This is a genomic window from Streptomyces deccanensis, from assembly GCF_022385335.1.
In the GTDB taxonomy this organism is placed as follows: Bacteria; Actinomycetota; Actinomycetes; order Streptomycetales; family Streptomycetaceae; genus Streptomyces; species Streptomyces deccanensis.
Window position 1 is genome coordinate 3,105,941 of record NZ_CP092431.1, and the last position, 13,717, is coordinate 3,119,657.

Annotated in this window: 14 protein-coding genes and 1 pseudogene; 8 read left to right on the forward strand and 7 right to left on the reverse strand. The window is 71.7% G+C overall.

What is annotated here, in order from left to right; genetic code table 11:
- Positions 1–16 precede the first annotated feature (16 nt).
- Positions 17–1,078 (forward strand): peptidoglycan-binding domain-containing protein, encoded by a 1,062-nt coding sequence (locus tag L3078_RS13875; protein WP_239753884.1) that lies wholly within the window; start codon positions 17–19, stop codon positions 1,076–1,078.
- Here the strand turns inward: L3078_RS13875 and L3078_RS45040 are convergent.
- The 3 genes and pseudogenes from L3078_RS45040 to L3078_RS13885 form a co-directional block, all read right to left on the reverse strand.
- A pseudogene (locus tag L3078_RS45040) lies at positions 1,027–1,218 on the reverse strand (DUF7848 domain-containing protein); the annotation flags it as partial. The gene L3078_RS13875 and the pseudogene L3078_RS45040 overlap by 52 nt on opposite strands.
- 24 nt (positions 1,219–1,242) lie before the next feature.
- A complete protein-coding gene (locus tag L3078_RS13880; RefSeq protein ID WP_239753885.1) occupies positions 1,243–2,148 on the reverse strand; it encodes a recombinase zinc ribbon domain-containing protein in 906 nt (301 codons plus the stop codon).
- Between the two features lie 7 nt (positions 2,149–2,155).
- On the reverse strand, positions 2,156–2,914 hold the full coding sequence (locus L3078_RS13885) for a recombinase family protein (RefSeq protein WP_239753886.1): 759 nt from the start codon (positions 2,912–2,914) through the stop codon (positions 2,156–2,158).
- A gap of 51 nt (positions 2,915–2,965) precedes the next feature.
- Between L3078_RS13885 and L3078_RS13890 the strand changes: the two genes are divergently transcribed.
- Positions 2,966–3,289 carry an antibiotic biosynthesis monooxygenase family protein gene (locus tag L3078_RS13890; protein WP_239753887.1) on the forward strand — a complete coding sequence of 108 codons (324 nt, stop codon included), beginning with the start codon at positions 2,966–2,968 and terminating at the stop codon, positions 3,287–3,289.
- Between the two features lie 363 nt (positions 3,290–3,652).
- On the opposite strand, the gene L3078_RS13895 is transcribed toward L3078_RS13890, so the two are convergent.
- Positions 3,653–4,015, reverse strand: coding sequence for a winged helix-turn-helix transcriptional regulator (locus L3078_RS13895; RefSeq protein ID WP_239753888.1), 363 nt, complete (start codon positions 4,013–4,015; stop codon positions 3,653–3,655).
- Between the two features lie 67 nt (positions 4,016–4,082).
- Between L3078_RS13895 and L3078_RS13900 the strand changes: the two genes are divergently transcribed.
- Positions 4,083–4,991: an NAD(P)-dependent oxidoreductase gene (locus L3078_RS13900; protein WP_239753889.1), complete on the forward strand. Its 909-nt coding sequence runs from the start codon at positions 4,083–4,085 to the stop codon at positions 4,989–4,991.
- 48 nt (positions 4,992–5,039) lie between these two features.
- Here L3078_RS13900 and L3078_RS13905 read toward each other — a convergent pair whose 3' ends face one another.
- Together L3078_RS13905 and L3078_RS13910 are read right to left on the reverse strand one after the other, a co-directional pair.
- Positions 5,040–5,705: an HAD family hydrolase gene (locus tag L3078_RS13905; RefSeq protein WP_239753890.1), complete on the reverse strand. Its 666-nt coding sequence runs from the start codon at positions 5,703–5,705 to the stop codon at positions 5,040–5,042.
- 177 nt (positions 5,706–5,882) lie between these two features.
- Complete coding sequence (locus L3078_RS13910; RefSeq protein ID WP_239753891.1) at positions 5,883–6,464, reverse strand: TMEM165/GDT1 family protein; 582 nt, start codon at positions 6,462–6,464, stop codon at positions 5,883–5,885.
- Between the two features lie 503 nt (positions 6,465–6,967).
- On the opposite strand from L3078_RS13910, the gene L3078_RS13915 reads away from it, so the two are divergent.
- The 5 genes from L3078_RS13915 to L3078_RS13935 all read left to right on the forward strand — a co-directional run bounded on the left by L3078_RS13915 (position 6,968) and on the right by L3078_RS13935 (position 13,013).
- Positions 6,968–7,612 carry an HNH endonuclease family protein gene (locus L3078_RS13915; protein WP_086800500.1) on the forward strand — a complete coding sequence of 215 codons (645 nt, stop codon included), beginning with the start codon at positions 6,968–6,970 and terminating at the stop codon, positions 7,610–7,612.
- Between the two features lie 164 nt (positions 7,613–7,776).
- Positions 7,777–9,432, forward strand: coding sequence for an alkaline phosphatase D family protein (locus L3078_RS13920; protein ID WP_239753892.1), 1,656 nt, complete (start codon positions 7,777–7,779; stop codon positions 9,430–9,432).
- A 197-nt stretch (positions 9,433–9,629) separates the two neighbouring features.
- Positions 9,630–11,690, forward strand: a complete 2,061-nt coding sequence (locus L3078_RS13925; protein WP_239753893.1) for an FAD/NAD(P)-binding protein — start codon at positions 9,630–9,632, stop codon at positions 11,688–11,690.
- 87 nt (positions 11,691–11,777) lie between these two features.
- Positions 11,778–12,233, forward strand: a complete 456-nt coding sequence (locus L3078_RS13930; RefSeq protein WP_239753894.1) for a DoxX family protein — start codon at positions 11,778–11,780, stop codon at positions 12,231–12,233.
- Positions 12,234–12,404: 171 nt separating this feature from the next.
- The gene (locus L3078_RS13935; protein WP_239753896.1) at positions 12,405–13,013 is read left to right on the forward strand and encodes a DedA family protein; all 609 of its coding nucleotides are present in this window, start codon (positions 12,405–12,407) and stop codon (positions 13,011–13,013) included.
- A gap of 270 nt (positions 13,014–13,283) precedes the next feature.
- On the opposite strand, the gene L3078_RS44940 is transcribed toward L3078_RS13935, so the two are convergent.
- A complete protein-coding gene (locus L3078_RS44940) occupies positions 13,284–13,679 on the reverse strand; it encodes a TetR/AcrR family transcriptional regulator (RefSeq protein WP_420864058.1) in 396 nt (131 codons plus the stop codon).
- Between the last annotated feature and the right edge of the window lie 38 nt (positions 13,680–13,717).

A 13,717-nucleotide genomic window follows, 5' to 3' on the forward strand; every position in this document is an offset into this window, starting at 1 on the left:
CGGGGAGGAACGACACGTGAGTGAACCGACCAGTCACATATGCCCGGAGTGCTTCACGCCCCGGGCCTCGGACGGCACGCCGTCCTGCGCGTGCGGCCGCCGCGCGTCCGAGGCCCTGCTCGAGACCCGTACGGCCGAGGCGGCGGCCGCGGAGGACTTCGACCCCCTCCGGATACGCCCTTACGTGGAGCTGGGCGACGACAACGACGCCCGCCCCGCCCAGGCGCCGACGATCGCGATGCCGATGACCACGGCGAAGAACGCGACCACCGGAACCACCCCGACCACCCCGACCGCACCGGACACGTCAGCCGTTCGGCGGTCGTTCCTGTCCGGCCCCACGACCCAGGCGGCGCCCACGCCGCCCTTCCCCTCCGCCGCCGCGACCGCCGCGCCGTCGCCGGGGCGTCCCCGGGGCCGGCGCCGCCGCCGTACGGGGCTGATGGTCGCCCTCGCCGGGACGGCCGCCGCCGGAGTGATGGCCGCCGCGGGATTCGCGAGCGGGCTCTTCTCGTACGAGGCTCCCGTGCGGGACCGCGCGCTGCCGGACGACCTGCGGGCGAGCGTGCCGGACACCTCGCCCGACGGGGAGGCCTCGCCGGTGGAGCCGTCCGGTGAGGGCGGCGGCGGGGGCGGAGTGCCCGCACCCGCGCCGTCGAGCGGCGGCGGCGGGGGTTCGCCGAGTCCCACGAAGGACCCGTCGCCCTCCCCGTCCCCCTCCGAGCCGTCGGGCTCGCCGTCGCCCTCCGGGTCGCCGACACCCGAGCGGAGCGCGCCGAGCGCGGGCGCCTCCACGGGTTCCTCGGCCGCCGGCGCGAACGAGGCGGACGACAGCCGCATCGTCGCCCCCAAGACGCTCCGCGTCGGCGACGACGACCCCGAGGTCACCGAACTCCAGCTCCGGCTGCGCCAGTTGGGCATCTACACCGGCGACATCGACGAAAGCTTCGACGAGCAGGTCGAACAGGCCGTCCTCGTCTACCAGAACACCCGCGGCATCACGAAGGACAGGGAGGAGCCGGGCGTCTACGGCCTGGTGACCCGACAGCGCCTGGAGTCTGAGACGAAGGAGCCCTGACCGACGGGGGTCTGCGGTGCCCCCTCGTCCCGTGTGATGCAGGATGACGACCGGGTGATGCGCTCGAGGAAGCGGAGGTGACCGGGGTTGTCTTTCAGGTGGGCAGGGGCCCAATCGGTACTTTCCTCGTTTTCTCCATGAGGCCCCTGCGAGTGGTGGCTCTATCAGCGCGTTGTCGCGGGCGTCTGGGCCCAAACAATCTGGACGCGCTCGGCGGTGTTGGCATTGCGGCCACGCCCGATTGACTTCGAGATACGGATCTGATCGACGAACAGTGCGATGAACTCGCGCCGTTCCTGTAGTTCCCAGCTATCCCAGTTCGACCCCGGACCGATTGGGTCCGTGGCCGGCTCCGTCCACTCGGACGGGATGGCGATGGCTGCGGGCCCGGACGCTTCCAGTTCGGACACACGGGCCGCGGTACGGTCCTCATGGGCGCTCAGTCGGGTCACGGACTCAGAGAACATCCGGCGTCCAGTCTCGCCCCCGTAGAGTCCGTCTTGGCGGTCCTGGTACAGCGTGCGCAGAGCACCCCGGACGTGTTCCAACTCAGCGCGTGCGGCTGTCAGTTCGGCGTCACGCTCGCTGGTGTCTTGCTGGGCGGCGAAGCGGCGGGCTGCCTCGGCTAGGAATTCCAGATCCGCTGGGACGGCAGGATCCAACGACTCCAGTCGAGACCAGAGGCCACGGACCACCGCATCGTCAGCGGAAACCATGTCAATGGCCAGCCCGCCGTGTCCGGGCACAAGGCCCGCGCTGGCGCGGTTGCAGCGATACAGGCGCTTCCCGTTGCGTTCATCCGACACCATGACCGATCCGCAGACACCACAGAACAGAATGCCTGCACCGCTCAGCAACGTCGGGACGGACCGGCGGTTCTGGCGCACGACCGGCGTTCGGCCATCGAGGACGTCTTGGAGCCGCCACCACTCGTCAGGCTTCACGATGGCTTCGTGGGCAGCCAACGGACGCCTTTCGTCGTCACGCAGAATGGCGCGCTTACCGGCGGAACCTGGAGTGTCTTTCGTCTTGGCCTTGCGCCCCTGCCATTCGATTGCGTAGCCGGCCAAGCGCGGGTCACGGAGGATGCGGAGCACTGTCGTCGATGTCCACGCCGGCGCCCCCCGAAGTCTCGGATTGGGAGCGCTTCCGGCGGGCGTTCAGGCGGTTCTCATCGGCTGCGTTCTTCGTGGGCACCCCCGCTTCGTTCAGGCGCCGCGCGATGATCGCAGCGGAAACACCCTCTGTCGCCCAGGTCACCATCTTGCGGACGTGCGCGGCTTCCTGCGGTCCTGGCACCAGACGGACGACAGTCAGTTCCCCGCGCTGCACACGTTCCGACGTGAAGCCGTACGGCGGAGTTCCGCTGACATGGCCGCCAGCCTTACGGATCGTCTCCTTCGTCGCCGTGATGTACGCCGACTTCATGTCGGACTCTTGCTGTGCGAGACCAGCGATGATGGCCAGGATGCCAACGCCGACGGGGGTGGACGTGTCCAGGTAGGGTTCCTCGACGCTGACCAGCCGTACGCCGTGCTGTTCCAATTCACGGATGATCAGCATCGCTTCGAGTGCACCCTGACGAGTGAGACGCGACAGCGAGAAGACCACCACTGCGTCCACGTGACCGGCGCGAACGGCGGCCATCATCTCCTCGAACTCGGGGCGCTCAACGTTCGGGTCCCACCCCGACTTGCCCACGTCCGCGAAGTGCCCGGCGATGTCCCAGCCCTTCGCCGTGATCAGGGCTTCGCACTTGGTCCGCTGGGCTTCGGGGCTCGCCTTGCTCTCGTCCTCACGCTGCTTGCTCTGCCGGATATAGGAGACTGCTCGCACGTCGTCCAGGCTAGGGCGCCATCCCTGCGCCCGATTACTCAGAGGTGTCATGTGCCTAGTGTTGTAAAAATCAATGTCCTCACGGTTCCGGCCGAGCAGCGCGAGACGCTGGAGAAGCGGTTCGCTTCCCGCGCCGGTGTGGTCGAGAACTCCGACGGCTTCGAGTGGTTCGAGCTGCTGCGCCCCGTCGACGGCACCGACAACTACCTCGTCTACACCCGCTGGCGTGACGAGGCCGCGTTCCAGGCGTGGATGGAGGGCCCCATGAAGCAGGCCCACCAGGGCGGGGCCGACCGCCCCAGGCCGGCCGCCTCCGACTCCTCCGTCTGGACCTTCGAGGTCCTCCAGCAGACGGGCCCGAAGACCGACGCCTGACCCCGCTCGACAACGGGCCGAATCAGCCCACCGAGGTCGGACAGGACGCGCGCCGCCGCCTCCCGCGTGGGCGCGGACGGACGACCGTGGCGTCACCCGGATACCTGAACAGGGCGGCCTCGACACGGTCCATCCGGCCATCCGGCCCCCTCGCGACGGCGCCCACCGCCGCACGCGCCGCGCCACCTGCGCCGCGACCCCGGCGCCCCAGCCCCGGTTCCCCGGCCCCGAGTACCCACCTTTTTGTGGGTACTTGGCGGCCGGCCGGGGTCGGGCGATCCTTGTGGGGAGGGAGCGGCCGACGGGGGCGCGCCACCGAGCGGGGCGGAAGACGAGACGATGACGTGACGATGACGGTGAGGCCTACGGCGACGACGTCGCCGACAGTGACGCTCCGGTGAGCGTCTCCAGGCGTCGGTGCCCCCAGTCCGACAACGGCCCCAGCAGCTCGGAGAGTTCGCGGCCGAACGGGGTCAGCGAGTAGACGGTCTTCAGCGGCAGCCCGTCGTGCACCTCCCGGTGCACGAGCCCGTCCGTCTCCATCTCGCGCAGCGCCTGCGTGAGCACCTTCTCGCTGAGACCCGGCAGCAGCCGGCGCAGCTCACCCGGCCGGTGCGGGCCGGACTCCAGCCGCCACAGCAGCGACGTCTTCCACTTTCCCTCGATCACGGCGATCGCCGCGGTCACCCCGCACACACTCGCGTCCTGGGCACGCCTGCGCCTCATTCCCGCTCCCCCAGTCCATCGGTCGCGCATTCACAACCCACCTATTTTGCACAGGAGTTACCGAGTCATGCCCGCACACACCGAAGAGCACACCGCCGTCGACACCCCCGCCGTCACCGTACTCGGCCTGGGCCCGATGGGCCGCGCCCTCGCCGGTGCCTTCCTCGACGCCGGGCTGCGGACGACGGTCTGGAACCGTACGCCGGGCCGGGACGAGGAGTTGGTGGCGCGCGGCGCGATCAGCGCCGGGTCGGCGGAGGAGGCGGTGGCCGCGAGCCCGCTGACCGTCGTCTGCGTGGTCAACTACGACGCCTCGGACGCGGTGCTGCGCGCCCCGGCGGTCACCGGCGCCCTCAAGGGCCGCACGGTGGTCAATCTGACCGCCGACACCCCGCACCGGGCCCGGGACACCGCCGCGTGGGCGGAAGAGCACGGTGTCGCGTACCTGGACGGGGCGATCATGACGCCGACGCCGGTCATCGGCACCCCGGACGGCGTGTTCATCTACAGCGGCGACGCGGAGCTGTACCGGGCGCACCGGCCCGTGCTGGACGCGCTGGGCGGCGCCCACACCCACCTGGGCGAGGACATCGGCCGGGCCGCCACGTTCGACGTCGCGCTGCTCGACCTGTTCTGGACCGCGATCACCGGTTACACGCATGCCCTGGCGCTGGCCCGGGCGGAGGGTGTCAGCGCTCAGGAGCTGACCCCGTTCGCCCAGGGGATCGCCGCGATCCTGCCGCCGCTCTTCGAGGAGGGCGCGAAGGAGGTCGACAGCGGCCGGCACTCCGGCGAGGGCAACCCGCTGACCTCGGCGTTGTCGACCATGACCCATGTCGTCGAGGTCTCCGAGTCGCACGGCATCGACGCGAGCGTCATGCGGTCGGCCGAGGGCTTCGTCCGCCGCGCCATCGCCCAGGGCCACGGCGGCGACGGCTTCACCAGGCTGACGGAGGTACTCGACCAGCAGCGCTGACACCACGCGCCCCGGGGCCCACCACGGCCCCGGGGCGCACTCGGAAGATCAACCCACCGTGAGCCGGATCAGACCACCCGCGGCGACCTCGACCCGCACCGTGGTCAGGTCCGGCACCACGACGTCCGGCCCGTGGGACCGGGCCCGCTCGCCGATGCCCACGACCCGCATTCCCGCGGCGCGCCCGGCCCGGATCCCCGCCTCGGAGTCCTCGAACACGACGCAGTCCTCGGGCGCGACGCCCAGTTCGGCGGCCCCCTTCAGAAAACCTTCGGGGTCCGGCTTGCTCGCGCCGACGGACTCGGCGGTGACGCGCACCTCTGGCAGGGTCAGTCCGGCCGCGCCCATCCGTGCCGTGGACAGCGCGACGTCCGCCGAGGTGACGAGGGCGTGCGGCACACCGCCGGCGACGAGGGAGGCGAGGAACTCGGGCGCGCCGGGTATCGGGACGACACCGTCCACGTCGGCGGTCTCCTCGGCCAGCATCCGCGCGTTGTCCGCGAGGTTCTGCTCCATGGGCCGGTCCGGCAGCAGAACGGCCATCGTGGCGTAGCCCTGGCGGCCGTGGACCACCTTCATGATGTCGGCGCCGTCCAGCCCGTGCCGCTCGGCCCAGCGCCGCCAGACGCGTTCGACGGCGGCGTCCGAGTTGACGAGGGTGCCGTCCATGTCCAGCAGGAGGGCGCGGGCGGTCAGAACGGTCGTGGCCGTCATCAGCAGCTCCAAGGCGCGAAAAAGGGGGCCGCGGACGGGGTCGCACCCGGCGAGGCGGCCCGGAGGGAACAAGGCGGCCCCGCCCACCGGTCAGGGAATGCGGGCGGGAGCCACTTTGTTCCCCCACGGTACAAAACAAACCCGGCCCCCGCCACCCCCCTCACCCGTCCGGCCCCCTCATCCGGTCACGGCCCCCCACAGGCTCCACACACCGAGTCCGAGCATCAGCACGGCGGCGATCCGCGTGATCAGCACCAGCGGCACCCGCTTCATCAGGGCCCGGCCGCCGACGATGCCGAGCCCGGCCACGGCCCACAGGGCGAGGACGGCCCCGAGCCCGACGGAGAGCGGGTCGTCGTAGCGGGCCGCGAGGTTCGCCGTCATGATCTGGGTGAGGTCACCGAACTCGGCGACCAGGATGAGCATGAAACCGGCGCCCGAGACCTTCCAGAAGCTCTGGTCCTCGGGCCTGCGGATTTCCTCCTCGCCCTCATCCTTCCTCGTCAGCAGCACCGCCGCGCCGCCCAGGAACAGCACGCCGGTGAGCGCGTGCACGATCTGCTGCGGCAGCAGCGTGAGGACGCTGCCCGCCGCCACCGCGAGGGCGACGTGCACGGCGAACGCGGCGGCGACCCCGGCGAAGACGTACGAGGCGCGGTAGCGGGTGCCGAGGACAAGGCCGGCGAGCGCGGTCTTGTCGGGGAGTTCGGCGAGGAGGACGACGCCGAAGACGAGCGCCGTGACACTGAAGCTGATCAAGATTCCACAATCGGTCGGGCCGCCCCACCGAGGGAAATCATCCGCTGACGCGACACCTCGGCACGGCAGCACATGGTCGGCCCGCGCCGGGCGGCACGGACGGTGCACTGCTTGCCGAAGGTCTCGCTGGCGCGGCCCCGGTCAACGGAACCCGCCTCCGGGCGCCGGCTCAGACGAGCTGAGCAGTATGTCGACGGTCCGGCGAAGAGCTACTCCCCTTCTGCGCGATCCATGGTACGCGGGGCGCCGGCCTGAAAAGCACCGGGCGCAGCCCCTGCTTTCCAGGGGCGCGGGGAACTGCGCGAGCAACCACGAACCACCCGCACCCGCCGACGCGTCAGGCACCCCACACCAGCGGGCGTCCGGTCACAATCACGACCGCACCCCTTGTCGTGTCATGCACACGTCATTAGTTTCTCACCCGACGCACATCCGCCGGTAACACCACGCCGCGACCCTTCAATCGCCGCTCCCCAACACCCCCGGCTCCCCAAGGAGTTCACATGCGCAGGTTCTACGCGCGTCGACGAGTCAGCATACTCGCGGCGCTCAGCGGATTGATAGCCTCCGCCGCGCTCTTCAACGCTCCCACCGCCTCCGCCGCCCTCCCCACCCCCATCAGCGGCGCCACCGCCCGCTCCTACCTCGCCACCCTCACCGTGGCGACCGAGGACCGCACCGGCTACAACCGGGACCTGTTCAACCACTGGATCACCATCAGCGGCACCTGCAACACCCGCGAGACGGTCCTCAAGCGCGACGGCACGAACGTCGTCACCGACTCCGCCTGCGCCTCCACCAGCGGCAGCTGGTACTCCCCGTACGACGGCGCCACCTGGACGCTCGCCTCCGACCTGGACATCGACCACCTCGTGCCGCTGGCCGAGGCCTGGGACTCCGGCGCCGACAGCTGGAGCAGCGCCACCCGCCAGGCCTTCGCCAACGACCTCACCCGCCCGCAGCTCATCGCGGTCACCGACAACGTGAACCAGTCGAAGGGCGACCAGGACCCCGCCACCTGGATGCCGTCGCGCACGGCCTACCGCTGCACGTACGTCCGCGCCTGGGTCCAGGTGAAGTACTACTACGACCTCTCCGTCGACTCCGCCGAGAAGAGCGCCCTCACCAGCTACCTGGCGAGCTGCTGACCACACGCGAGAAACTGGTCAGGAACCTCCCCGTTCCCCTCCGTCGTTCCGTACCGTACGGGGCGACGGAGGAGGGCGAGCCGAAGGGGCGCGCCAGTGCGTCCCGGCGCCGGCTGCAGCGCCCCGGAGGCGAGCCCGACCATAAAAAAGGTGTGTGATCGCTCATGGCGGGGCTGCGTCTGGGACCACTGCTGAGATATGTGGACGGCTCGTCCGCGACCGTATGGGTCGAGGCCAGCCGGCCGTGCGTCGCCGAGGTCCGCTGCGCGGGCGGCGGTCGCGGCGAGGCCCAGACCTTCCAGATCGCCGGCCACCACTACGCGCTGGTCCCGGTGACGGGCCTCACGCCGGGCACGGTCTCGGCGTACGAGGTGCTCCTCGACGGCACCCCCGTATGGCCCCTCCCCGACTCCCCCCACCCGCCCTCCGAGATCCGCACCCCCGCCGAGGGCGACACCGTCCGGGTCGCCTTCGGCTCCTGCCGCTGGGCCGCGCCGCCCGCCGGGGAGCCGGACCCGGTGGGCCCGGACGCCCTCGACACGCTGGCCGCCCGCCTGGCCGCCGAACCGGGCGCCGAACGCCCCGACGTCCTGCTGCTCCTCGGCGACCAGGTGTACGCGGACGAGACCTCCGACGCCACCCGCCGCTGGCTCGCCGCACGCCGCGACCTCGCGGAACCGCCGGGCAACCAGGTGGCGGACTACGAGGAGTACACCCACCTCTACTACGAGTCCTGGCTCGACCCCGAGATCCGCTGGCTGCTCTCCACCGTCCCCAGCTGCATGATCTTCGACGACCACGACGTCATCGACGACTGGAACACCAGCGCGTCCTGGCTCGCCGACATGCGGGCGACCCCCTGGTGGCGCGAGCGGATCCTGAGCGGTCTGATGTCGTACTGGGTCCATCAGCACCTCGGCAACCTCTCCCCCGCCGAACTGGCCACCGACCCCGTCCACGCCGCCGTACGCGCCACCCCGGACGGCACGGACGCGCTGCGCGCCCATGCCGCCGAGGCCGACCGGGACCCGGCCTCGGTCCGCTGGAGCTACCGGCGGGACTTCGGCCGGGTACGGGTGCTGATGCTCGACTCACGGGCGGCACGGGTCCTCGACGAGGGCGATCGCTCGATGCTGAACCCCGGCGAGGCGCGGTGGCTGCGGGACCAGGCACTGGACGCGCGCGGCTCGTACGACCATCTGCTCATCGGCACCTCCCTGCCCTGGCTGCTGCCCCACCTCGTGCACGACGCCGAGGCGTGGAGCGCCGCGCTCTGCGGGGGCGAGCGCGGGGACCGCTGGGCGCGGTTCGGGGAGAAGCTGCGCCGGGGCGCCGATCTGGAGCACTGGGCGGCCTTCCCCGACTCCTTCGAGGACCTGACCCGGCTGATCGCCGAGGCGGGCGGCGGCACCGACGCCCCGGCGACCGTGCTGGTGCTCTCCGGGGACGTGCACCACGCGTACATCGCCGAACCGTCGTGGCCGGAGGGCGGGACGGGCGGCAGCGGGGGCCCCGACGCCCGCGTGCTCCAGCTCACCTGCTCCCCCGTGCACAACTCCATCCCGCTCTCGATAAAGCTCGGCTTCCGCTTCGGCTGGAGCGGGACGGGGCGGGCGCTCGGCCGGTGGTTCGGGCGGCACGGGCGGGGCGCGCGGCCGTCCATCGACTGGCGCAGGACCGGCGGCCCCTGGTTCGGCAACCACCTCATGACACTGACGCTGCACGGCCGTTCGGCACGGCTGCGGCTGGACCGCGCACAGGTCCGCCGGGGCGGCGGCGCCCGCCTCGAAACGGCGTCGGAGTCGGTACTCGTCCCCTAATCCACCCGTTGCGCACGGTTGTTGCCCCTGTTGTCCGAGATGCTCGTGAGGCATCCCACACCCGGCACTCCCGATGAGCCCCAAGGCTCTGTTCGCGGCGCGCACGACGGCATGATGAGGCGGACCGTCCGCTTACCGGCGGGCGGTCCGCCGCACCGCGCCCCACGTTGCGCCCCACACGCACGGGAGTTACTCCTTTGTCCGAACGGCCAGGGATCAGTGACATCGGCATCGCCCTCGTCGGAGCCGGCCCGCGCGGCACCAGCGTCCTGGAACGCCTCTGTGCCTCCGCCCCCGAACTGCTCAGTCCCGGCAGCCGGCTGACCGTCCATGTGGTCGACCCCGCGCCGCCGGGCCCCGGCCGGGTCTGGCGCACCGAGCAGTCCCCCCAACTGCTGATGAACACCGTCGCTTCGCAGGTCACGCTCTTCACCGACGACAGCGTGGACTGCTCGGGCCCGATACGCCCAGGGCCGAGCCTGTACGAGTGGGCGAGCCGGAGGGCGGGGCAGCTGGGCAGGTCGGGTGGGCTGAGCGGGTTGGGGCCCGACGACTATCCGACGCGGGCCCAGTACGGCCGTTATCTGGAGTGGGTCTTCGCCGAGGTGGTGCGCGGCGCGCCGCCCGGGATCCGGGTCGAGGTGCACGGCACCCGCGCGGTCCGGCTGGAGGACGCCCCCGACGGCGGCCAGCGGCTCACCCTCGCCACCGGCCGCGTCCTCACCGGCCTCGCCGCCGTGGTCCTCACCCAGGGCCACCTCCCCACCCTCCCCGACCGGGCCGAACGGGACCTGGCCGCGTACGCCGACCGCCACGGCCTGCGCCACTTCCCGCCCGCCAACCCGGCCGACCTCGACCTCTCCTCCGTCGCCCCTGGCGAACCCGTCCTCCTGCGCGGTCTGGGCCTCAACTTCTTCGACCACATGGCCCTGTTGACGACCGGGCGGGGCGGCGCCTTCGTGTACGACGCCGCAAAGGGGGGCCTGCGGTACGAGCCCTCCGGCCGCGAGCCCCGGCTGTACGCCGGCTCCCGGCGAGGCGTCCCGTACCAGGCACGCGGCGACAACGCCAAGGGCCCCTACGGCCGCCACACCCCGCTCGTCCTGACCCCCGAGGTCATCGCGGCGTTCCGCAAACGCGCGGACTCCGGCGAGGCACCGGACTTCCTGACGGAGATATGGCCGCTGGTGGCTAAGGAAGTCGAAACGGTCTACTACGAGACCCTGTTGGCGAAGGCGGGGCCGGCGTCGGTGTGCGGCACCCTCCCCTCCGCCTCCCCTGCCTCCCCCGGCGGGTCGCGTGGTGTGCGCGGGGGTTCGGCGTACGGGCCGTTCCCCGTGATGTCCTGCGATCTCTTCGGCGGAACCGCCCTCTTCCGTGACCGTTTCCTCGCCACGCCCCACGGCTCCCCCCAAGAGACCGCCGTCCTCGACGAGTTCGGGATCGCCAAGACGGACCGGTGGTCGTGGGAACGGGTCGCGCGGCCGTACGCGGGGCGGGTGTTCACGGACGCGGCGGACTGGCGGGGCTGGCTGCTGGAACACCTGCGGGAGGACGCCGCGCAGGCCGCCCTCGGGAATGTCCACGGCCCGGTGAAGGCCGCCCTGGACGTGCTGCGGGACCTGCGGAACGAGCTTCGGCTGATCGTGGACCACGGCGGACTCGCGGGCGCGTCACGCCGGGAGCACCTGGACCGCTGGTACACGCCCCTGAACGCGTTCCTGTCGATCGGCCCGCCCCGCAGCCGCGTCGAGGAGATGTCCGCGCTGATCGAGGCGGGCACCCTGACCGTGCTGGGCCCCCGGCTCGAGACCCGTCCGGAGAACGGCGCCTGGCTGGCGCACTCGCCCGACGTACCGGGGTCGGCGGTCCGCGTGACGACGGTCGTCGAGGCGCGGCTCCCGGAGCCGGACCTGCGCAGGACGGCCGACGCACTCCTCGCCGACCTGCTGGCGACGGGAGCCTGCCGTGCGCACCGGGTGGACGGCTACGAGACGGGAGGGCTGGACGTCACGCCCCGGCCGTATCACCTGATAGACCGTCAAGGTGCCGCGCACGCGCGGCGGTTCGCGTTCGGCGTGCCGACGGAGGGCGTGCACTGGGTGACGGCCGCGGGCGCCCGACCAGGAGTGGATTCGGTCACGCTTTCGGACGCGGACGCCGTGGCGCGAGCGGTTCTACGTGCGGCGACACCTGCGACGGCTCCCCAAGTGCGGGCAAAACGCTGGCCAGATGTTGAACTTGCAAGCATCGATTAGGGCTGCCTACCGTGGGTGACTCACCGGTAATAACCGTCCCCACCGGTCCCACAAGGACCGGGTCACCACCGAAGGAGTCCCCCCACCATGACCGGACGCCTCAACAGCGCCCAGCCATACGCCCTCGGTCTCTTCCGCATCGTCATCGGTCTGCTCTTCGCCTGCCACGGCGCCATGTCCCTCTTCGGCGTCCTGGGCGGCGCGGACGGGCAGGGCGGCACCGTCTCGGCCGGCACCTGGCCCGGCTGGTACGCGGCCGTCATCCAACTCGTCGGCGGCACCCTGGTGCTCGTCGGCCTGGGCACCCGCTACGCCGCGTTCATCGCCTCGGGCTCCATGGCCTACGCGTACTTCAAGGTCCACCAGCCGGAGGGCCTGTGGCCGGTCGAGAACGGCGGCGAGGCCGCGGCGTTCTTCTGCTGGGCCATGTTCCTGCTGATCTTCACCGGCTCCGGCGCGCTCGGCCTCGACCAGCTCTTCGCCAAGCGCCAGGCCGCGTCCGCGGACAGGACCGCCACGAGCAAGGCCACCGTGACCGCCTGACCCCCACCGGCGGCCGGCCCTGACCCCCTCCTCTCCCCCTGACTCCCCTCCCCTGATGAACACGGCGTGACAGACACATGAGCCCCTGTGAGCCGTCTGTCATACCCGGGGCGTACGCTGTTCGGCTGTCACGGGTCGCCGTGACGTCGGGGGAAAACAGGAGAGTGCTCGGTGCTTGAGAGTCTGGGTTGGCTGGCCGCCGGCCCATGGATCTACGCCGTGGTGGGCGCGTCCATCGTGCTGGACGTGTTCCTCCCGGTCCTCCCGAGCGGTGTCCTCGTCGTCGCGGTGGCCACGGCCGCCGCGGCGGAGACGGCGGCGGGCGCGATGCCCCGCGAGGTCCCCGACATCCTGGTGCTGATGCTCTCGGCGGCGACCGCGTCCGTGCTCGGTGACCTCGTGGCGTACCGCCTGGCCTGGCGCGGCAGCGCACGACTCGACCGCGCCATCGCCCGCTCCCGCCGCCTGACCACCGCGCAGGAACGTCTCGGCGCCGCGCTCGTACGCGGGGGCGGCCTCCTGGTCGTCGTCGCCCGCTTCGCCCCCGCCGGCCGCTCCGTCGTCTCCCTCGGTGCCGGCGCCGCCCGCCACCGCGCCCGCGACTTCCTCCCCTGGTCCGCGCTCGCCGGCCTCGCCTGGGCCGCCTACAGCGTGGCCCTCGGCTACTTCGGCGCCCAGTGGCTCGGCCCCACCTGGCTCGCGACGGCGGTGTCCCTGGCCGCCCTCTTCGGCGCGGGCGCGGCAGCGGCGTACTTCATGCGCCGCCCCCAGCCCAACTGACCCGGGGCGGGCGTTTGTTCAGGATCCGGTGCCGTAGCGGGCGAGCATGAGGGCGACGGCCTCGTCCACGATCGCGGCGTCGGTGGGGTCCGGGCTGCTCGCCAAGGAGTGCGCACGAGGTCGAATTAGCTCGATCGTGTGATCGCCCGCTTGCCGACTTGCGCAGCCCTGGGCCGATCGGGCAGACGTGCTCGTGCGACCTGGGACACCGGGGACGGCGTCAGCGTGCGGGGCCCCTGCTCCACCAGAGGATGGTTCAGGGCCTCCCCGTCACCCTTGGCTGTACCCACTGGCCGGGCCGCGCAGGGAACTGGCCTCCCGGGCCCGGACCACGCACACGATGCGTGTCGCCACCCGGGGTCGAGTACGCCGGGGACCAGCTCGCCCAAGACCGTTCGGGGCGCGCGGCTGAACGGACTCACTCCCGCTCAGTCCACAGGAACGGTACCGCTTGAAGAGCGTGCCGGTCGAGACGCGGGCCCCCTTGGCGATCTGGGCCAGGGAGGTCTTGTCGTACCCCTGGGCGAGGAAGAGGTCGCGGGCGGCGCGGATGATGCGCGCGCGGTTCTCTTTTTTGACCTGCGCGTGATATCCGGCTCCAGTCTGCCCGGGAGACCGGGTCCGGCACGTATCGCCACCGGTTCCCGCTCGGCCCGCCACCGACATGCCCACGCCCCTTGCCCGTCTCCCCGGCCGCGCCCTCG